This window comes from Microbacterium galbinum (genome assembly GCF_023101185.1).
GTDB lineage: Bacteria > Actinomycetota > Actinomycetes > Actinomycetales > Microbacteriaceae > Microbacterium > Microbacterium galbinum.
Genome location: NZ_CP078077.1, coordinates 2,602,056 through 2,620,674 on the forward strand (window position 1 = coordinate 2,602,056; position 18,619 = coordinate 2,620,674).

At 69.1% G+C, this 18,619-nt stretch carries 20 protein-coding genes; 11 read left to right on the forward strand and 9 right to left on the reverse strand.

All coding sequences use genetic code 11. From position 1 onward, the window contains the following. The first annotated feature begins 40 nt into the window (after positions 1–40). Positions 41–574, forward strand: a complete 534-nt coding sequence (locus tag KV396_RS12525) for a ComF family protein (protein ID WP_247955929.1) — start codon at positions 41–43, stop codon at positions 572–574. Between the two features lie 94 nt (positions 575–668). Then, positions 669–1,325 (forward strand): ribosome hibernation-promoting factor, HPF/YfiA family, encoded by a 657-nt coding sequence (gene hpf / locus KV396_RS12530; RefSeq protein ID WP_247955930.1) that lies wholly within the window; start codon positions 669–671, stop codon positions 1,323–1,325. 60 nt (positions 1,326–1,385) lie between these two features. On the opposite strand, the gene KV396_RS12535 is transcribed toward hpf, so the two are convergent. After that, complete coding sequence (locus tag KV396_RS12535) at positions 1,386–2,723, reverse strand: coiled-coil domain-containing protein (protein ID WP_247632493.1); 1,338 nt, start codon at positions 2,721–2,723, stop codon at positions 1,386–1,388. A 77-nt stretch (positions 2,724–2,800) separates the two neighbouring features. Then, the gene (locus tag KV396_RS12540; RefSeq protein ID WP_247955931.1) at positions 2,801–3,409 is read right to left on the reverse strand and encodes a PadR family transcriptional regulator; all 609 of its coding nucleotides are present in this window, start codon (positions 3,407–3,409) and stop codon (positions 2,801–2,803) included. Positions 3,410–3,574: 165 nt separating this feature from the next. On the opposite strand from KV396_RS12540, the gene secA reads away from it, so the two are divergent. Together secA and KV396_RS12550 are read left to right on the forward strand one after the other, a co-directional pair. Beyond that, a complete protein-coding gene (secA, locus tag KV396_RS12545; protein ID WP_247622860.1) occupies positions 3,575–6,376 on the forward strand; it encodes a preprotein translocase subunit SecA in 2,802 nt (933 codons plus the stop codon). Positions 6,377–6,443: 67 nt separating this feature from the next. Beyond that, the gene (locus tag KV396_RS12550; RefSeq protein ID WP_247632490.1) at positions 6,444–7,673 is read left to right on the forward strand and encodes a pyridoxal phosphate-dependent aminotransferase; all 1,230 of its coding nucleotides are present in this window, start codon (positions 6,444–6,446) and stop codon (positions 7,671–7,673) included. Here KV396_RS12550 and KV396_RS12555 read toward each other — a convergent pair. Continuing rightward, positions 7,594–8,838 carry an AAA family ATPase gene (locus tag KV396_RS12555; RefSeq protein ID WP_247955932.1) on the reverse strand — a complete coding sequence of 415 codons (1,245 nt, stop codon included), beginning with the start codon at positions 8,836–8,838 and terminating at the stop codon, positions 7,594–7,596. The two genes, KV396_RS12550 and KV396_RS12555, sit on opposite strands and share 80 nt — an antisense overlap. Next, complete coding sequence (locus KV396_RS12560; RefSeq protein WP_247955933.1) at positions 8,835–9,455, reverse strand: SAF domain-containing protein; 621 nt, start codon at positions 9,453–9,455, stop codon at positions 8,835–8,837. The genes KV396_RS12555 and KV396_RS12560 overlap by 4 nt, the downstream gene beginning before the upstream one ends. Before the next feature lie 100 nt (positions 9,456–9,555). Here KV396_RS12560 and KV396_RS12565 point away from each other — a divergent pair, with 100 nt between their 5' ends. Continuing rightward, positions 9,556–9,834 carry a helix-turn-helix domain-containing protein gene (locus tag KV396_RS12565; RefSeq protein WP_247632487.1) on the forward strand — a complete coding sequence of 93 codons (279 nt, stop codon included), beginning with the start codon at positions 9,556–9,558 and terminating at the stop codon, positions 9,832–9,834. Here KV396_RS12565 and KV396_RS12570 read toward each other — a convergent pair. Beyond that, positions 9,822–10,433, reverse strand: coding sequence for a hypothetical protein (locus tag KV396_RS12570; protein ID WP_247632486.1), 612 nt, complete (start codon positions 10,431–10,433; stop codon positions 9,822–9,824). The genes KV396_RS12565 and KV396_RS12570 overlap by 13 nt on opposite strands. A gap of 124 nt (positions 10,434–10,557) precedes the next feature. Here KV396_RS12570 and KV396_RS12575 point away from each other — a divergent pair, with 124 nt between their 5' ends. Then, positions 10,558–10,944: an Rv3235 family protein gene (locus KV396_RS12575; protein WP_247622854.1), complete on the forward strand. Its 387-nt coding sequence runs from the start codon at positions 10,558–10,560 to the stop codon at positions 10,942–10,944. Between the two features lie 24 nt (positions 10,945–10,968). Next, positions 10,969–12,453, forward strand: a complete 1,485-nt coding sequence (locus KV396_RS12580) for a sensor histidine kinase (RefSeq protein WP_247622853.1) — start codon at positions 10,969–10,971, stop codon at positions 12,451–12,453. Between the two features lie 75 nt (positions 12,454–12,528). On the opposite strand, the gene KV396_RS12585 is transcribed toward KV396_RS12580, so the two are convergent. Continuing rightward, positions 12,529–12,777 (reverse strand): WhiB family transcriptional regulator, encoded by a 249-nt coding sequence (locus KV396_RS12585; protein ID WP_028503730.1) that lies wholly within the window; start codon positions 12,775–12,777, stop codon positions 12,529–12,531. A 228-nt stretch (positions 12,778–13,005) separates the two neighbouring features. On the opposite strand from KV396_RS12585, the gene KV396_RS12590 reads away from it, so the two are divergent. Next, positions 13,006–13,407 carry a hypothetical protein gene (locus KV396_RS12590; RefSeq protein WP_247955934.1) on the forward strand — a complete coding sequence of 134 codons (402 nt, stop codon included), beginning with the start codon at positions 13,006–13,008 and terminating at the stop codon, positions 13,405–13,407. A 6-nt stretch (positions 13,408–13,413) separates the two neighbouring features. Here KV396_RS12590 and bcp read toward each other — a convergent pair whose 3' ends face one another. The 3 genes from bcp to aroA are packed head-to-tail and all read right to left on the reverse strand — an operon-like array spanning position 13,414 to position 16,289. Then, a complete protein-coding gene (gene bcp / locus KV396_RS12595; RefSeq protein WP_247955935.1) occupies positions 13,414–13,887 on the reverse strand; it encodes a thioredoxin-dependent thiol peroxidase in 474 nt (157 codons plus the stop codon). Positions 13,888–13,896: 9 nt separating this feature from the next. Further along, positions 13,897–14,967 carry a ribosome small subunit-dependent GTPase A gene (gene rsgA / locus KV396_RS12600; RefSeq protein WP_247622850.1) on the reverse strand — a complete coding sequence of 357 codons (1,071 nt, stop codon included), beginning with the start codon at positions 14,965–14,967 and terminating at the stop codon, positions 13,897–13,899. Further along, on the reverse strand, positions 14,964–16,289 hold the full coding sequence (aroA, locus tag KV396_RS12605; protein WP_247955936.1) for a 3-phosphoshikimate 1-carboxyvinyltransferase: 1,326 nt from the start codon (positions 16,287–16,289) through the stop codon (positions 14,964–14,966). The genes rsgA and aroA overlap by 4 nt, the downstream gene beginning before the upstream one ends. 50 nt (positions 16,290–16,339) lie before the next feature. On the opposite strand from aroA, the gene KV396_RS12610 reads away from it, so the two are divergent. Genes KV396_RS12610 through KV396_RS12620 form a run of 3 tightly spaced genes read left to right on the forward strand, consistent with a single transcriptional unit; the run spans position 16,340 to position 18,592 of the window. Beyond that, on the forward strand, positions 16,340–17,002 hold the full coding sequence (locus tag KV396_RS12610) for a sigma-70 family RNA polymerase sigma factor (protein ID WP_281731228.1): 663 nt from the start codon (positions 16,340–16,342) through the stop codon (positions 17,000–17,002). Then, positions 16,999–17,244 carry an anti-sigma factor family protein gene (locus KV396_RS12615; RefSeq protein WP_247622847.1) on the forward strand — a complete coding sequence of 82 codons (246 nt, stop codon included), beginning with the start codon at positions 16,999–17,001 and terminating at the stop codon, positions 17,242–17,244. Before KV396_RS12610 ends, KV396_RS12615 begins: the two co-directional genes overlap by 4 nt. 43 nt (positions 17,245–17,287) lie before the next feature. Beyond that, entirely contained in the window at positions 17,288–18,592 is a 1,305-nt protein-coding gene (locus KV396_RS12620; protein WP_247955937.1) for a GNAT family N-acetyltransferase, read from the forward strand. Positions 18,593–18,619: the final 27 nt, after the last annotated feature.

Consider the following 18,619-nt stretch of genomic DNA (forward strand, 5'->3'; position numbering starts at 1 on the left):
CGCAGGGTGTCGTGCCGAGCTGCGCCCCGCGCCTCGGACGGTGCGCACCCCGCGCGGACTCGAGGTGCGGGCGGCTCTGGATTTCACGGGTGTCGCCGCACGGTGCATCCGGCGGCTGAAGGGCGAGGGCGAGACTCTGCTCGCGGCCCCGCTCGGCGCCGCGCTCGCCGGGGTGCTGGCGCCGCTGGTGGCGGACGCGCATCATGTCGTGCCGGTGCCCACGTCGGGGTCGGCCTTCCGGAGACGGGGTTATCGGGTGCCGGAGCTCCTGCTGCGCAGAGCCGGTGCCGCTCCGGCCCCGTTGCTGCGGTCAGTCGCACGTCGGGCGGATCAGCGCGGCCTCGATGCCCGGGCGCGAGCCGCGAACGTCCGGCGCAGCATGACCGCCCGTCGGCGTGGCGACGGTGCTCCCGTGCTGGTGGTGGACGATGTCGTGACCACCGGGGCGACGCTCGACGAGGCCGCGCGAGCGCTCACCGAGGCGGGCTATCGGGTCGTCGGTGCGGTCGCGCTCGCCGCCACGCCGCGTCACGGGAGACTCATCGGAGACTCTTCCCCGACACGGAGGAAGTGACCCGTGACATCCGCACCCAAGCGGACTAGCGTGGGGGGTCACAAGGCGACCACGGTCCGCCCTTGGCCGGGAGGACCGGGACAAGGAGGCAGCAATGGAAACGAGCATCGTTGGCGTCGGAGTGGGTATCACCGATCGCTTCCGAACCGTTGTCGAAGAGAAGATCGCCAGGATCCAGACATTCGCGGCTCGCGCGCAACGACTGGACGTGAAGGTCACCCACCGGGTCTACCGCAACGGCCAGGTGCCGGAGGAGACCGTCGAGCTCACGCTGGTGAGCAAGGGCCCGGTCGTCCGTGCCGAGGCGACCGACGGCGACAAGTTCGTCGCACTCGACCTCGCGGTCGACAAGATGGCTGAGCAGTTGCGCCGTGCCAAGGAGAAGCGAGTCGACGGGCGGCAGCACCCCCGCGGCGCGCACTTCGAGAAGGGCAGCGGCGCCCTTGAGGGGATCGATGTCGAGCCGGCATCCGTCGACGTCCTGCGGGCCGTGGCCACCGGCAACATCCCGGTGCAGAACGACGAGGAGGAGACCTACTCGCCCGTCGTCATCCGCACGAAGAGCTTCGATGCCGAGTGGATGACGGTCGAAGAGGCCGTCGACCGGATGGAACTGGTCGGACACGACTTCTTCCTGTTCGTCGACGCTCGTACCGATCACCCGAGCGTGGTCTACCGCCGCAAGGGCTGGGACTACGGTGTCATCGCGTTGAGCGCGCAGGCCCCGCCCGCTGAGGCTCTCGCCTCCTGATAGCACGGAAGCGGCCCGGCCCCGAAAGGGGACCGGGCCGCTTTTCTCGTATGCGGAGCGTCAGTCGAAGATGCCGTCGAGGAGGCTGCCGATGACGAGGCCGCCGAGGATGCCGGAGGCGATGTCGCCGCCCCCTCCGCGTCGGCCGCCGCCGCCCCAACCGCCGCCGCCCCATCCGCCGTCGCCGCCCCAGCCCTGATCCTGCGGGCGGGAAGAATCGATGTCGCGCTGAGCGAGCTGGAGCGCCTCGGACGCGAGGTGTGCCACGCGTCGCGCGACGAGGAGCGCCTGCTCGCGCGTCTCTTCGGCGGGCAGGAGGTCGTTCAGATCCACCCGCAGCCGCTCGGATTCGGCAAGGCGCGTGCGGGCGTCGGCGCCGATCCACCCGCGGTGGCCGGAGATGAGACCGCGGGCGACTCCGAGCTGGCGGTCGGCGTCATCGATGGCGTGCTGCACCTGGGCGACAGAGGGGAGCGGGTTGGCGGCACGGTGCTCGGCGGTCGCGATCGCCTCGTCGAGGCCGGTGTTCGCGTCGCGCAGGCGAGAGAGTTCGGCGAACGGATCGTTCGGAGTTCCCGAGGGGGTGAGAGCGCTCAGCGCTTCCTGGAGGGCGGAGACGGCGGCGGCGACCGCGGGAACCTGCGGTGCGTTGCGCGCGGCGATCAGGTCACCGCGTGAGTCGGCGATGACCTCGGCCAGAGTGGACTCCGCGCGCAGCGCTTCGATCTCGAAATCCTCGACGGCGTCGAGCAGGGTGGCGGCGCGTCGGGTCGCCTCTGTGGCGGTCTCGAGTGCGAGGTTCGCCTCCTCGTTCTGCTTGGCGGCGCGGCGACGCTCCGAGACCGAAGCCCCGTGCACAGCGAAGGCGATGAGCTGCTCGGCCTCGCGTGCGCTCGCGGTGATCTGCGTCATCGCCGAGGGGGCGTAGCGGGAGGAAAGACGCTCGATCGTGGCGGTCGTCGCCGGGATGCGCGCACTGAGAGTCTCGGCATCCGCCCGCACCTTGGCGATCACCTCGGGTGCCCGCCGCACCTTCGCGACCGACTCGGCGAGGACGGTGGTCTTCTCGTCGAGGAGATCCTGCGCCCAGTCGCACAGTTGGATGATGCGCGCGTTGCGCGTGCGCAACTCCTCCGGGGTGTCGGGGATCTCGTCGTGGTTGAGCTGGTGCAACTGGAACGCTTCGCGCAGGTGGGTGCGGACGGCGGCGAGCGCCTTCTTCAGATCGCCGGTCAGCGATTCCCCGAGCTCGGCTTCGGCGAATGCCAGCTCGTCGGATGTCGATCGGATCCGCTCATCGGCGGAGACGAGCGCCTGCTCCGCCCGGCGTGCGAGATCTGCGTCCTGGACCGCGAGGGCTTCCTGTTCGCGTTTGCGTCTGCCCCAGATACCTGCCATGACCCGATCCTACTTTCCACGGACGAGCGGATGCCTGTGCATCCGCTCCAGGCGAACGCGGGTTTCGCGGCAATGCCTCAGATCAGCACCGCGCCGCCGGAGCTCTTCGACGGGCGACCGCGCTTGGGGCGCTCCTGCGTGAGGCCGAGGGCGAGGGCGTGCCGGGGGTGCGCCGCGAGCCGCTCCTCGAGATGGGTGAGCCAGCGATCCTCCGCCTCCGCCGCGAAGATCAGGGAGTCCATGACGAGCGAGCGGGCGAGCTGCTCGGCGTCGTCCGCATCCCCGATGGTCGTCGCCTCCGCGCGCAGGCGGACCAGGTGCCCCCGCGTCTCGGCGCGCTGCGCCCGGATGGCCGCACGCGCGTCGACGCCGGGCAGTGTGGCCGCCACGGCCAGCTTGATCGCGACCTCGTCGCGGACGGCGGTCGCGCGGACGACGGGGGAGGAGAGCCATTTGGCGACCTCGGCCGATCCGTCGGCGGTGATCTGCCAGTAGATGTGCCCCTGGGCATCCGCATCGAGTCTCGTGACGAGCCCGTCCCGCTCGAGCCGTTCGAGCGTGTTGTAGATCTGACCGACGTTGAGCGGCCAGCGCGCCCCCGTGCGTCGATCGAACTCGTGCCGCAGCTGGTAGCCGTAGCACGGCCCCTGGTCGAGGATCGCGAGCAGACTCTGCCGAACGGACATCGTCACCTCCTGAAGTGTTTTCCCAGCATATGCATACCTGGAAAAGCGTGGGAGCGCGGCCATGCAGGCGACGTGGAGGTCACGGCCCGGTAACATGACAACACATGCCTGGGGCACGCTCCGTCGTGCGCCGGCACTTTACCCACCAACAGGGAGATGACATCCGTGGCCAATCCTCTTGAGAAGCTGCTGCGCGCCGGCGAGGGGCGGGTCATCCGCCGCCTGAACCAGGTGGTCAAAGCCGTGGGAGCGCTGGAAGAGGACATCTCCAAGCTCACCGACGACGAGCTGCGCAACGAGACCGCCGAACTGCGTGCACGTTTCGAGAAGGGCGAGACGCTCGACCAGCTGATGCCCGAGGCGTTCGCCGCCGTCCGCGAAGCGGCCAAGCGCACGCTCGGCATGCGCGCCTACGACGTGCAGATCATGGGTGGCGCCGCGCTCCACCTCGGCAACATCGCCGAGATGAAGACGGGTGAGGGAAAGACGCTCGTCGCGACGTTCCCCGCCTATCTCAACGCGATCGCCGGCAAGGGCGTCCACGTCATCACGGTCAACGACTTCCTCGCGAGCTACCAGGCCGAGCTGATGGGACGCGTGTACCGCGCCCTCGGCATGACCACGGGCATCATCGTCTCGGGTCAGACCCCGGCCGTGCGCCGCGAGCAGTACGCCGCAGACATCACCTACGGTACGAACAACGAGTTCGGCTTCGACTACCTGCGCGACAACATGGCATGGCGCAAGGAGGACCTCGTCCAGCGCGAGCACTTCTTCGCCGTCGTCGACGAGGTCGACTCGATCCTCATCGACGAGTCCCGCACCCCGCTCATCATCTCCGGTCCGTCCTCCGGCGAGGCCAACCGCTGGTTCGCCGAGTTCGCGAAGATCGCCCGCACCCTCGAGGTGGGCGTCGACTACGAGGTCGACGAGAAGAAGCGCACCGTGGGAGTGCTCGAACCCGGCATCGAGAAGGTCGAGGACTACCTCGGCATCGACAACCTCTACGAGTCGGCGAACACCCCGCTCATCTCGTTCCTGAACAACTCGATCAAGGCGCTCGCGCTGTTCAAGAAGGACACCGACTACGTCGTGATGAACGACGAGGTCATGATCGTCGACGAGCACACCGGCCGAATCCTCGTCGGACGCCGCTACAACGAGGGAATCCACCAGGCGATCGAGGCGAAGGAAGCGGTGCCGGTCAAGGCCGAGAACCAGACGCTCGCGACCGTGACCCTGCAGAACTACTTCCGTCTCTACGAGAAGCTCGCCGGTATGACCGGTACGGCCGAGACCGAGGCCGCGGAGTTCATGTCGACGTACAAGCTCGGCGTGATCCCGATCCCGACGAACCGGCCGATGATCCGCAAGGACCAGCCTGATCTGGTCTACAAGAACGAGACCGCGAAGTTCGCCCAGGTCGTCGAGGACATCGCCGAGCGCCACGCCGCAGGTCAGCCGGTCCTGGTCGGTACGACGAGCGTCGAGAAGAGCGAATACCTCTCGCGTCTGCTCGCGAAGAAGGGCGTGAAGCACGAGGTGCTCAACGCGAAGAACCACGCGCGCGAGGCCGAGATCGTCGCCCGCGCCGGACGTCTGGGAGCGGTCACGGTCGCGACGAACATGGCCGGTCGCGGTACCGACATCATGCTCGGTGGAAACGCCGAGTTCCTCGCGGTCCAGGAGCTCAAGTCGAAGGGCCTCGACCCTGTCGAGACGCCCGAGGAGTACGAAGCGGCCTGGGACGAGACCTATGAGTCGATGAAGGGCATCGTCGCAGAGGAGGGCGAGAAGGTCACCGAAGCCGGCGGTCTCTACGTCCTCGGAACCGAACGGCACGAGTCGCGTCGAATCGACAACCAGCTGCGCGGTCGTTCCGGCCGTCAGGGCGACCCGGGCGAGAGCCGGTTCTACCTCAGCCTCACAGACGACCTCATGCGCCTCTTCCAGTCGGGGGCCGCCGAAGCGATCCTCTCGCGCACGAACTTCCCCGACGACGTGCCGATCGAATCGGGTCTGGTCTCGCGTGCCATCCGCAGCGCGCAGTCGCAGGTCGAGGCGCGCAACGCCGAGATGCGCAAGAACGTCCTGAAGTACGACGACGTCCTCAACCGTCAGCGCGAGGCCATCTACGCCGATCGCCGGCACATCCTCCAGGGCGATGACATCGCCGGTCGGGTGCAGCACTTCATCGAGGATGCCATCAGCGGCGTCGTCCGCGATCACACGGGCGAGGGCCACAACGAGAGCTGGGACTTCGACGCTCTGTGGACCGAGCTCAAGACCCTGTACCCCGTGAGCGTCACGATCGACGAGGTCGTCTCCGAGGCGGCCGGTCGCAAGGGCGGCATCACCGCGGACGGACTGACCCGTGAACTGCTCTCCGACGCGAAGATCGCGTACGAGGCCCGCGAGGAGACACTCGGCGAGGCGGCGACGCGCGAGCTCGAGCGGCGCGTGGTGCTGCAGGTTCTCGACCGTCGCTGGCGAGACCACCTCTACGAGATGGACTACCTCAAGGACGGCATCGGACTGCGGGCGATGGCTCAGCGCGACCCGCTCATCGAGTACCAGCGCGAGGGGTACGCGATGTTCCAGTCGATGATGGGACAGATCAAGGAGGAGTCCGTCGGCTACCTCTACAACCTCGAGGTCGAGGTGCGCCGTGCGGGCGACTCGCAGGTGACCGAGGTCGAGGCGAAGGGTCTCGCCGAGGGAGCCACCGAACAGCGTCTGGAGTACTCGGCCGCCAACGACGCCGGCGAGGTCGAGGTCCGCAACGATCGCGGTCAGGTCCAGCAGGCGGCGACCGACCGCCTGCGGCAGGCCGCTGCGCGCACGCAGGCACCGCAGGCCGAGCCCGAGGAGGCCCCGCGCGGAGCATTCGGGCAGCGCACGGATGCTCCGGCTCCGGCCGCCGGCAACCGCGAGCAGCGTCGGGCGCAGGGCAAGAAGAAGAAGTAGATCTCACCCGGAGAAGAGGGCCAGTCCATGTGGATTGGCCCTCTTTTCGTCCCTGTAGGCTTGGGCGATGACACCAACGCGCCACTTCGACCAGTCGTCGAAGCTCAAGAACGTCCTGTACGAGATTCGCGGAAACGCCCTCGTCGAGGCGGCGCGATTGGAAGCAGAGGGTCACAAGATCCTCAAGCTGAACACCGGAAATCCTGCAATCTTCGGCTTCGATGCGCCGCAGCAGATCGTCCAGGACATGCTCGCCGCACTGCCGACCGCACACGGGTACAGCGACAGCAAGGGTATCGTCTCGGCACGCCGCGCGGTCGTCAGCCGCTATGAGGAGATCGAGGACTTCCCGCGCTTCGGACCGGAGGACGTCTTCCTCGGGAACGGCGTCTCCGAGCTCATCACGATGACCATGCAGGCGCTTCTCGACGAGGGCGATGAGGTGCTGATCCCGGCGCCGGACTATCCGCTCTGGACCGCGATGACGAGCCTGGCCGGAGGGACGCCGACCCACTACCTCTGCGACGAGGACAACGGCTGGCAGCCGGACCTCGAGGACATCCGCTCGAAGATCACGCCGCGCACCAAGGCGCTCGTGATCATCAACCCGAACAACCCCACGGGTGTCGTGTACTCCCGCGAGGTCCTCGAGGGGCTCGTGCAGATCGCGCGGGAGAACCAGCTGCTGCTGCTCTCGGACGAGATCTACGACCGCATCCTGTTCGACGGCGCGGTGCACATTCCGACCGCGACGCTTGCGCCCGACCTGCTCTGCCTGACCTTCAACGGTCTGTCCAAGACCTACCGTGTGGCCGGGTATCGCTCGGGTTGGCTCGTCATCACCGGGCCGCAGCAGCACGCGAAGGGCTTCCTCGAGGGCATCACCCTCCTCGCCTCCACCCGTCTGTGCCCGAATGTGCCCTCGCAGCATGCGGTGCAGGCGGCGTTGTCGGGAGTGCAGTCCATCGACGCGCTGATCGCGCCGAGCGGGCGGCTGCACGAGCAGCGCGATGTGGCCTGGCAGGGTCTCGAGTCGATCCCCGGCGTATCGTGCGTCAAGCCCGAGGGTGCGCTCTACGCGTTCCCGCGACTCGATCCGAACGTGCACGAGATCCGCGACGACGCGCGACTGGTGTACGACCTGCTGGTCTCCGAGCAGATCCTCCTCGTGCAGGGCACCGGGTTCAACTGGCCGACTCCCGATCACCTCCGCATCGTCACGCTCCCCGAGCCGCGCGTGCTGAGCGAAGCAGTCGAGCGGCTCGGGAACTTCCTCGCGAGCTATCGGCAGAACTAGTCGTCGGCGCGGCACCCGGGGCCAGCACGGCCGCCAGGCGCCGCGCGCCGGCGACGAGTGCTGATCGCGGGGTCAGATCCGACATCGGTCGGGCGTGCAGGAGAGCGGCGTCCGCCGCGCGCTGGTCGTGCGGAAGGAACAGCGGATCGGTGATGCCGGCGAACCGATCGAGCGTGTTCCGGATCTGCCCGCGGGCATCCAGGCCCAGGGGCCCCGGGCGAACCTGATTGACGACGACGGTGACCGGCGTCGGAGTCGTCAGGTTGCGCAGCTCGGCGTAGTCGCGGAGGAATCGGCTGATGCCGAGGGGGTCAGCCGAGGCGACGGCGATGATCGCATCCGCCTCGTTCAGGGCGGCCGTCGTCGCGGCGTGCCGGCGGGGGCCGAGAACGTCGTACGTGGCTTCTTCGTCCGCATCGAACGAACCCGCCACATCGATGACGGTCTCCTCGGTCCATTCCCGGCAGGTCTGCAGGGCACGGGTGAGGCGGGAGGCCGAGAGCTCCGGCCATCGGCTGGGGCGATTGATGCCGGGGAGCACATCGAGGTCTCCGGCGCTCGTCGGCACCGCGGTGGCGAGGCGGGTGAGTTCCGCGCTGTCGAGCCCGCCGAGCTCGGCACGGCGGCAGGCGGCGGCGATCCCGGGGGCGTCATCGCCGAGACCCAGGAGCAGGGCGAGGGAGGGCGCGACGGTGTCGGCGTCGACGAGGGCGGTGCGTCGACCGAGACGCGCGAGTTCGACGGCCAGCAGCATCGCGACGGTCGAGCGTCCGGGGGAGCCGTGCGGTCCCCACACGGCGATCAGACGATGCGGGAGGTCGCCGCGCGCGGGGTCCTGGATCGTTGCGGGCGTCCGGAGCGCGCGTGAGATCTGCCAGCCGGTGGCATCGACGGGCAACCCGGGCCCGATGCCGAACTTCTGGAGCAGGCGACTCTCCGCACCGCCCAGGGCGAGGATCCGTACGCCCGCCCGGTCGCAGGCCGACACCAGCTCGGGCGTGAGGGTTTCCCGGCTCGCGGGCATCACGAGCGCCTGGGCGCCGGAGAGGAGCGTCGTCGCCGAGGTGGCCGAGACGATCGCGATGATGTGCTCGCCCTCGAGTTCGAGCTCGCGGGCGAGAGCGCTCGCGCGCGGCTCCTCGACGGCGAGGATCAGTCCCGTCATGACCCCGCACCGACCGGCACGACCGAGAGGGCTGCGCCGCCCGAGATCGCTGCGAGCACGTCGGCGACAGCGGCGCGGTCGACCACGATCTCGACGGCGCTGCGCGAAGCGGAGAGCATCCCCTCGGAATCGAGCACCTCCGCCACGATCGCATCGGCGACGAGGATGCGCGGCGCGTCGTGCGTGCGGCCGTCCTCGAGCAGCGGCGCCTGCCAGAGCTCGACGACCGTGCCCGCGTCGACGCCCTCGGGGATGCTGATGCTGCTCTCGATGACGAGCGTGGTGCTCCGACTGTCGTCGGCCCTCCCGGATGCCGTGTGCGGGACGAGCTCGCCCTCCGCGATGGTCCGAGCGGCGACCTGACCGGACTCAAGATCCTGGGGCTGCAGGTAGTCGTCGGTCAGCGCTCCGAGGGAGACGTCGACGACGCGGAAGTCCGCGGCGGTGATCGCCTCGCCCTGGATGATCGTGCGGTCGGCCTGCAGGATCGGCGTCGCGGAGTCCGCGGAGGACACGATCAGCCAGACTCCGGTGATGGAGACCCCGACGAGGGCGATGCCGATGAGGAAGCGGAGGTCGCCCCAGAAGGCGCGACGCGGCCGAGAGAAAGTGCTCATGGCGACCCATGCTCACAGATATCCGCGAAACGGGCCGAGAGTTATCCACAACGACGACGCCCGGACGCGGTGCGGATGCCGTGCGGGGCAGAATGGGTGCATGCCCGATCCGTCTCGCGTCGCTCCGCGCTACCTCGCCCCCGCGCAGGTGGCGGAGTTGTTGAGCGTCGAGATCGACGAGGTGATCGAGCTCGTCCTGGCCGGGCGTCTGCGTGGCGCTCAGCTCGGAGTCCCCGCACGATGGCGCATCGAGGAATCGAGTATCGAGGGGTATCTGGCCGCGCAGTCGGAGGAATCCCGTCGGATGGCGCTCTGGCGTCAGTCACAGGAGGCGAGCTTCCCCGAGATCTGGGGAGCCTCCACCGCTCACAGACGCTGATCGCCGGCGAGCCGGATGGCGACCAGGGCCTCGAAGGGCACGATCCGGAAGCTCTGCACCGCACTCGCCAGTCTCGCGGTGCCCGCATCGTGCACAGCGAGATCGAGGTGATCGGCGCCCGCACGATCGATGGTCCCGTGCACGTCGTCACCCCTCGTGGTGGTGAGGTGGAGCGCGACGCGTCGGCGCGCCAGGTCGCGGAGCACGAACCCGAGGGTCATCCTCTCGCGCAGGATGCTGGGGGGATCGGCGTCCTCCTCGAGACTGCTCAACAGCATTCCGTGATCGCTGCCGAGGCTCTGGATCGCGCGCAGGGGGACGACGAGCATCGATCGGGAAGCGAGAGCACCGAGCGCGGTGGAGATCTCGGCCGCGAGCCAGTCGGCGCCCACGGTGCGCAGGATCACCGGCATCCGTCGCCCGTTCGCGAGCTCGATCACGATCGACGCACGCCGTGCGCTCATCGCACGCAGGCGCGTTCGCAGCGCGAGCTGTGAGATGCGCACACGCTCCGACTCCGCATCGAGAGCGGCGCGCTCCGCCTCCCACTCCGACGCGAGCTGACCCTCGAGGTCCTCAAACAGCCTGTCCCAGTTCATCGGATCGAGCGTAGGGGAGGGAGAAGGGCGACATACGAGTTATCCACATACCTCTGTCGAAGGCCCCTGCGCGCGGGCTTCCGCGTGCTCTACTGGCTCGCGTTCCCCGACTGAGAGTGTGACGATGACGCTTCATGAGTACTTCGCGCGGCAGCCGACCCCGACCGTCGAGCTGCCCGATCCGGCCCCGCTGCTGCGCAGCCTCACCCAGGGTGTGCTCGAGGTGCTCGCCGGTGTGCGGGAGGTCGATCAGCTCGCTCGATGGTTCAGCGAAGACGCCTACCGCAGCCTGGTCACGCGATCGAACCTCTCGGCACGGGCGCGCAGCGCACGGGGAGTGGTGCCGGCCCGCCCCAGCTTCGAGATCCGTTCCCTGCGCATCTCCGCTCCCGTCGACAGCGTGATCGAAGCGGTCGTCATCGTGGCAGGCCCCGGACGCACGCGCGCCGTCGCCGTGCGCCTGGAGGGGTTGGATCGGCGCTGGCGCGCGACGTCGCTGGCGATCCTCTAGAGCGAAGGACCGTAGGCTGGAGGGGTGTCGACCCTCACTGATCTCGCCCATGCCCAGGGCCGTCTGAACGACGGCGATGTCGAGTGGCTGCATCGCCTGGCCGGGGACGGTCAGCTGCTCGCCGATCTCTCATCGGCCGACATCGTCGTCTGGGTGCAGACCGACGACGGCTCCTTCATCGCGGTGGCCCATGCCCGCCCGAGCGGCGCGGCGACCCTCTTCTACCGGGACATCGTCGGGGAGCGCGTGCGTCCGCAGTGGCGTACCCAGGTGCAGGGGGCGTTCGATACCGCGGAGATCGTGGACTCGTCCTCACCCGATTGGTTCGAGGAGACGCCCACGCGGGTGCGCGCCGTGCCGATCGTGAACGCGCGGCGCTCGGGCGACGTGCCACCGTCCGTCATCGGTGTCGTCACCCGGCACACGAACCTCGGTGAGGCGCGCACGCCCTCCCGTCAGCAGATCACGTTCGACGACTGCGCCAACGATCTGTTCCGGATGATCGCCGACGGCAGCTTCCCGGATCTCGCGGCCCCGACCTCGCCGCGCCGCGGCGCTCCCCGTGCCTCGGACGGTCTGATCCGCATCGACGTCGACGGCATCACCACGTTCGCGAGCCCGAACGCCCTGTCCGCCTTCAACCGCATGGGATTCGACGACGAGCTCGAGGGCGAGTCCCTCGCCGAGGTGACGACCCGTCTCGTCCCGCCCTCCCGGCAGGTCGACGAGTCGCTCCCCGTCGTCGTGACCGGACGGGCGCCGTGGCGCACCGACATCGAGGCGCGCGGGGTGACGGTCTCCCTCCGAGCGATTCCGTTGAAGGATCACGGCACGCGGATCGGCGCGATCCTGCTCTGCCGCGACGTCTCGGAGCTGCGTCATCAGGAGCAGGAGCTCATCACCAAGGACGCGACGATCCGCGAGATCCATCACCGCGTCAAGAACAACCTGCAGACGGTGGCCTCCCTGCTGCGCATCCAGGCGCGCAGGACGCACTCCGACGAGGCCAGGGACGCGCTCACCCAGGCGATGCGACGCGTTGACGCGATCGCGGTCGTCCATGACACGCTCGCCCAGGGACTGACGCAGAAGGTCGATTTCGACGAGGTCTTCCATCGCGTCCTCAAGCTGGTCGCCGAGGTCGCCTCCGCTCCGAACACACGGGCGCAGACGCAGTCGACCGGTCGGTTCGGCGTGCTGCCGAGCGAGTACGCGACCCCACTGGCGCTCGCGCTCACCGAGGTCGTCACCAACGCCGTCGAGCACGGGCTCGCGGGCCAGGAGGGCCTCGTCACGATCGACGCGGCACGCACCGAGGAGAACCTCCGGGTCACGGTGCACGACACCGGACACGGGCTGCCGGAGGGGCGAATCGGTCAGGGCCTCGGCACGCAGATCATCCGCACGCTCATCCAGGGCGAGCTCGGCGGCACGATCGAGTGGCGCGGCAGCGAGGGCGAGGGGACCTCCGTGGTCATCGACATCCCGCTGCGGTGGCTGCAGAAGTGAGCCCTCGGGGGAGCTGAGGGCACGCGAAAGCCCCGCCGGACGAGGAGTTCTCGACGGCGGGGCTTTCGTGATGCGTCAGGAGGCGCGGCGGGCGCGTGCGGCGCGGCGCTTGAGGGCGCGACGCTCGTCTTCGGAGAGGCCGCCCCAGACACCCGAGTCCTGGCTGGACTCGAGCGCGTACTGCAGGCAGATCTCGGTGACCGTGCAGGTGGCGCAGACGGTCTTCGCCTTCTCGATCTGGTCGACGGCCGGGCCGGTGTTGCCGACCGGGAAGAACAGCTCGGGATCGACGGTCAGGCAGGCGGCTTTGTCGCGCCAGTCCATGGGGGCTCCTCGGTGTGGATTTCAGAATCGCGATGCGATGTCTCGATTCGGGTGACGGCTCGGGATCCGTTACCCTGTGTGAGATGCGGACGGTTGCCCGCGAAGTGTGATGCGGGCAGAGAGCCCGCCCCACGCCGCTGTGGGAGCACATGACTGTTTCTATTGTGTTACAGGAAACCTTCGAAATCAAGGCTTTTTGCCATTCACTCTCGATTCCCAGGAGACTCCGTGCGCGCACCCGGACTCGCCCTCGCCGCCGCGGCGGTGCTCGCCGCCGAGGGGGCCGCTCTCGTGGTCTTCGCCCTGATCGAGCTGATGGGGATCGGTGCCGGCGACGCGGCATCCGTGCCCACGGCTGTCGCGCTGATGGTGCTCACCCTGATCGGTGCGGCGGCGCTCTTCGCCTTCGCCTGGGGTGCGCGCGCGGGGCGCTCCTGGGCGCGATCCGGGGGCGTGGTGTTCCAGATCCTCGCGGTCGTGATCGCTCTCGCGTCACTGACCCTGCAGCCCATCCCGTGGGCGTTCGTGCTCGGGGCGGGTTCGCCGGGACTGCTCGGGTTCGTGCTCCTCATCGCGAGCACGCGGCGCGAGGCCGAGCTGCACGAGAACGACGGGCCCGCGGGCGACTGACGCGCCTCAGGCGTCGATGCCGAGCAGCTTCCGCAGCCGGGCCACGTGTCCCGTCGCCTTCACGTTGTAGAGGGCGTGCGCGATCACGCCGTCCTCGTCGATGACGAACGTGGAACGGATGACGCCCTCGATGACCTTGCCGTAGTTGACCTTCTCGCCCCAGGCGCCGTAGGCGCTGTGCACGGCGTGGTCGGGGTCGCTCAGAAGCGTGAAGGTCAGGCCGTCGCGCTCGCGGAAGGTCGCGAGCTTCTTCGGCTCGTCGCGCGAGATGCCGATCACGCGGTAGCCGGCGCCCTGGAGCGAGGAGATGCTGTCGCGGAAGTCGCACGCCTGCGTGGTGCAGCCGGGGGTCATCGCGGCCGGATAGAAGTAGAGCACCGTCTTCTCGCCGCGCAGATCGGAGAGCGAGACGCTCGTACCGTCTTGGTCGAGAAGGGTGAAATCGGGGGCGGGCGTTCCGGCTTCGAGGCGCTGAGTCACCCGTCCAGCCTATCGGCCGGTCGCCTGCTCCGCCTTGTCGGCGAACGTCTGCAACAGGCGTTGCAGAGAGTCCAGGCGGGCGAGGCCCGTCTCGCTGAGTTCGCCGCGCTCGGCCGCCTCGATGAGGGCGCAGTCCGGGGCATCCGCGAGGTGCGTGCATCCGCGCGGGCAGTTCTCCGCGATCTCGGCGAGTTCGGTGAAGGCCGCGAGGATGTTCTCGGGCTTCACATGCCCGAGGCCGAACGATCGCACACCCGGGGTGTCGATGACCCATCCGTTGCCGGTCGGCCCCTGGTAGCGCAGAGAGACCGTCGACGACGACGTGTGCCGACCGCGTCCCGTCACCTGGTTCACATGCCCGGTCGCCCGACCGGCGGTGGGGACGAGCGCGTTCACGAGCGTCGACTTGCCGACACCCGAGTGACCGACGAACACCGTGGAGTGCCCGACCAGCGCGGACCCGATCTCGTCGATCGGCATGACGTCCTGGGCGCTGGTGAAGACGGTCAGATCGAGTCCGTCGAAGTGCGACAGGAAGTGCGCGGGGTCAGCCAGATCGGTCTTGGTCACGACGAGGAGCGGGCGGATGCCGGCATCGAGGGCGGCGACGAGATAGCGGTCGACGAGGCGTTCGCGGGGTTCCGGATCGGCGGCCGCGACGACGATGAGCATCTGATCGGCGTTCGCGACGATCACCCGTTCGACCTGATCGGTGTCGTCGGCGCTGCGGCGCAGGAGCGACGTGCGATCGACGATCCCGACGATGCGGCCGAGCGTGCCGTCCTCCCCGGAGAGGTCGCCGACGACGCGTGCCCGGTCACCCGTGACGATGGGGTTCCGGCGCAGTTCCCGGGCGCGGGCAGCGGTGATCGTGCGCTCGGTCGGGGAGTCCTCGTCGAGCAGCACGGAGTATCGGCCGCGATCCACGCCGAGCACACGACCGATCTCGGCATCCTCGTGCGCAGGCCGACGCTTGGTCCGGGGCCTGTTCGCCTTCGGATTGGGGCGAGAGCGGATCGCGCTCTCGTCGTAGTCCTCGAAGTCGTCCTCGAGGTCGTCGTCGCCGTCGAGCCAGCTCACGCGGCCGCGCCTCGCAGCATCCGCTCCCACAGCAGCGTGAACTCGGGCAGCGTCTTCGCGGTGGTGCCGATGTCGTCGATCTCCACCCCGGGCACCCGGAGTCCGATCAGCGCGCCGGTGGTCGCCATCCGGTGGTCGTGGTGAGCGGCCCAGGTGCCGCCGTGCAGCGGGCGGGGGATGACCCGTAGACCGTCGGGGAGCTCCTCCGCCTCGCCGCCGAGCGCGCGGAGGTTGTTGATGAGAGCGGCGATCCGATCGGTCTCGTGCAGGCGGATGTGACCGATCCCGCGGATCGTCGTGGGGCCGTCGGCGAAGGCCGCGAGGCCGACGAGGGTCGGGGTGAGTTCGCTCGCCGCCGACAGGTCGAGGTCGAGGCCGCGGATGACGCCGCCGGAACGGACGGTCAGGGCTCCGCCGTGCCGGCTGGCGTGGGCGCCCATCGCCTGGAGGATCTCGGGCAGCAGCGCTCCGGGCTGGGTGGAGTGCGCCGGCCAGCCGGTGATCGACACCGCCCCTCCGGTCACCATCGCCGCCGCGAGGAACGGGGCGGCGTTGGAGAGATCCGGTTCGATGGCGATCTCCTTGGCGCGCGGAACGCCGGCTTCGACGAGCCATTCCCCGGTCGCCGGACGTTCGATGCGGATGCCGCGACGGCTGAGGGCCTCGATCGTCATGTCGATGTGCGGGAGGCTCGGCAGGTGCTCTCCGGTGTGCACGAGGTGCAGGCCGACGTCGAAGCGCGGAGCGGCGAGCAGCAGACCCGAGACGAACTGGCTCGAGGCGGAGGCGTCGATCTCGACGCGTCCACCGCGGATGCGTCCGTGCCCGCGGATGGTGAACGGCAGCGCCCAGGTGCCCTCGTCGTCGATGTCGACCCCGAGGTCGCGCAGGGCGCTGATCAGGCCGCCCATGGGGCGGTGCAGGGCAGTCTCGTGCGCGGTGAGGTGCACGTCGTGGGCCGCGAGGCCCGCGAGGGGCGCGATGAACCGCATGACCGTGCCGGCCTGGCCGCAGTCGACCGTGGTGCCCCCGGAGAGCTTCGCAGGGGTGACGACGAGGTCGGGTCCGAACTCGCCCCCGGCATCCACCTCCTCGATGCCGACGCCGAGCGCACGCAGCGCGTCGACCATCCGGCGGGAGTCGTCGGAGTGCAGTGGACTGATCAGACGACCGGGGCCGTCGGCGATCGCGGCGATGATGAGCTCACGGTTCGTGAGGGACTTCGAGCCGGGGATCGTCAGCGTCGCGTGGATCGGATCGTCGAAAACCGGCGCGGTGTAGGCGCCCGTGACGGGGGGAGGGGAATACCTGTTGGCGCTCATCGGTTTCCACCTTAGTGAACGGCGGCGTACCCGCCGAGGAGGAGAGCAGGATGCTGGCGACCTTGGAGCGTGGGTCGGTGGACATCAGCGGCCTAGACTGGCCCGTGATGGATGACACCGCAACCGCAGCGACCTCGAGCGACTCTCAGCGTGAGTTCGAGGAACAGGCGATCCCGTTCATGGATCAGCTGTACGCCGCCGCCATGCGCATGACGCGCAATCCCGCTGACGCCGCCGACCTCGTGCAGGAGACGTTCGTGAAAGCGTACGGCTCGTGGGCGACCTTCTCGCAGGGGACGAACCTCAAAGCGTGGTTGTACCGGATCCTCACGAACACGTACATCAACATCTACCGCAAGAAGCAGCGCGAGCCGTTCCAGGGCACGATCGACGAGCTCGAGGACTGGCAGCTGGGCGGCGCGGAATCGACGACCGCGTCGCACAGCAGGTCTGCGGAGGCCGAGGCGATCGATCACATGCCGGCGTCCGTCGTGAAGGACGCCCTGCAGGCGGTTCCCGAGGACTTCCGGTTGGCGGTGTACCTCGCGGATGTCGAGGGCTTCGCCTACCAGGAGATCGCCGACATCATGAAGACCCCCATCGGCACCGTGATGAGCCGTCTGCACCGTGGCAGACGGATGCTGCGGGAGCTGCTGGCAGATTACGCCGCGGAGCGGGGCATCGCCGCGGCTGAGAAGAGGAGCGGGAAATGAGCGACTGCGGTTGCGACAAAGCGCGTCAGGATCTGGAGGAGTACCTCCGCAACGAGGTGTGCAAGACCGAGCACACCGAGATCCGAGAGCACCTCGAGAACTGCCCGTCGTGCCGCGATGAGGTCCTCGTGGCGAAGACGCTCACCGAGGTCATCGCGCGCGCCTGCAAGGAGACCGCTCCCGAGGAGCTGCGTGATCAGGTGTTCGCCCGCCTGCGTGAGGCGCAGGCCGCGCAGCACTGACATCTCGGGCTCCGATGTCGTCAGCCACCCGTAGGGTGGAGGCATGACGCTCATCGACGCCCGCGACATTCCCGCCGACGCGACTTCCCGCGACCGACTGAACGGTTCGGGTCTCGATTATCGCGTGGTCGATCTGAGTGACGACGCGGCCGCGACGCCCTTCCTCCGCGCGGTCGGCCGCGGATTCCTCGGTGAGGAGTCGACCCCCGAGGCGCTCGCCCACAGCCGGCAGACCGTTTCGCAGCGTCGGACGACCGGGGTCTTCGAGACCGACGCGGTCTCCGGCGACCTCCCGGTCGCGACCATCGACTCGTGGGTGACGCCCCTGACGGTGCCCGGGGGAGCGGAGATCGGGATGTGGGCGATCAGCGGGGTGACCGTCGCCGCCACGCATCGGCGTCGGGGCATCGCTCGTTCCCTCCTCGAGGGCGAGCTGCGCGCCGCCCACGGCGCAGGGATCGCGCTCGCCGGGCTCACGGTGTCGGAGGCCACCATCTACGGCCGCTACGGCTTCGGGTCGGCGTTGCCGGCCGTGCGCTTCAGCGTCGACACCCGGCGGGCGGGATGGGGCGGGCACGAACCGTCCGGACGCCTGGAGTACCGCGAGCGCGCGCAGCTCGTCGACGATCTCGCGACGGTCCACGAACGGGCCCGTCGCACGCGCGCCGGCCGCATCGCCGGGTGGGCGGGGCGATGGGAGCAGTTCGCCGGTACCGCCCCGGGCGAGACCGATCGCGACAAGGTGCGCGGTGTGCGCCACGTCGATGCCGACGGCGAGACCCGCGGTGTGCTCGTATACACGGTGACCGATCGCAGCGGCAGCTTCCGATTCGGCCTGAACGTGCGGATGCTGGTGGCCGAGACCGCGGATGCCCGTGCAGCGCTGTGGCGGTTCGCCCTGCAGCACGACCTCGTCGACGAGGTCACGGCCGACCTGCAGACGGCGGATGACCCGTTGCCGTGGCTGGTGGCCGATCAGCGTGGCGTCACGCAGGAGGTGCACGACCACGGCTGGCTGCGAGTGCTGGATGTCGCTCGAGCACTGAGCGCGCGGAAGTACTCGGTTCCGGTCGATCTGGTGCTCCGCATCCACGACCCCCTCGGCTTCGCTGCGGGGGACTGGCGACTCCACGTCGACGTCTCGGGCGTGGCGACCGTCGAAGCGGCGGAATCCGCCGCACCGGATGCCGTCCTCGGCGTCGCCGCTCTGTCGTCGCTGTACGCGGGGGCGGTGCGCGCGACCGCGCTCGCCGGAGCGGGCCTCATCGATGCCGAGGCATCCGTCGTCGACCTCCTCGACCGTGCTTTCTTCACGTCTCCCGCGCCCTCGCTCGACATCTGGTACTGATCGCGCGGAGCGTACGCAGAAGGGCCC

Coding starts and splice junctions, on each gene's coding strand:
- hpf (WP_247955930.1), top strand. CDS start 669: ATGGAAACGAGCATCGTTGGCGTCGGAGTGGGTATCACCGATCGCTTC.
- KV396_RS12535 (WP_247632493.1), bottom strand. CDS start 2,723: ATGGCAGGTATCTGGGGCAGACGCAAACGCGAACAGGAAGCCCTCGCG.
- KV396_RS12540 (WP_247955931.1), bottom strand. CDS start 3,409: ATGTCCGTTCGGCAGAGTCTGCTCGCGATCCTCGACCAGGGGCCGTGC.
- KV396_RS12550 (WP_247632490.1), top strand. CDS start 6,444: ATGACACCAACGCGCCACTTCGACCAGTCGTCGAAGCTCAAGAACGTC.
- KV396_RS12555 (WP_247955932.1), bottom strand. CDS start 8,838: ATGACGGGACTGATCCTCGCCGTCGAGGAGCCGCGCGCGAGCGCTCTC.
- KV396_RS12560 (WP_247955933.1), bottom strand. CDS start 9,455: ATGAGCACTTTCTCTCGGCCGCGTCGCGCCTTCTGGGGCGACCTCCGC.
- KV396_RS12565 (WP_247632487.1), top strand. CDS start 9,556: ATGCCCGATCCGTCTCGCGTCGCTCCGCGCTACCTCGCCCCCGCGCAG.
- KV396_RS12570 (WP_247632486.1), bottom strand. CDS start 10,433: ATGAACTGGGACAGGCTGTTTGAGGACCTCGAGGGTCAGCTCGCGTCG.
- KV396_RS12575 (WP_247622854.1), top strand. CDS start 10,558: ATGACGCTTCATGAGTACTTCGCGCGGCAGCCGACCCCGACCGTCGAG.
- KV396_RS12585 (WP_028503730.1), bottom strand. CDS start 12,777: ATGGACTGGCGCGACAAAGCCGCCTGCCTGACCGTCGATCCCGAGCTG.
- aroA (WP_247955936.1), bottom strand. CDS start 16,289: ATGAGCGCCAACAGGTATTCCCCTCCCCCCGTCACGGGCGCCTACACC.
- KV396_RS12610 (WP_281731228.1), top strand. CDS start 16,340: ATGCTGGCGACCTTGGAGCGTGGGTCGGTGGACATCAGCGGCCTAGAC.
- KV396_RS12615 (WP_247622847.1), top strand. CDS start 16,999: ATGAGCGACTGCGGTTGCGACAAAGCGCGTCAGGATCTGGAGGAGTAC.
- KV396_RS12620 (WP_247955937.1), top strand. CDS start 17,288: ATGACGCTCATCGACGCCCGCGACATTCCCGCCGACGCGACTTCCCGC.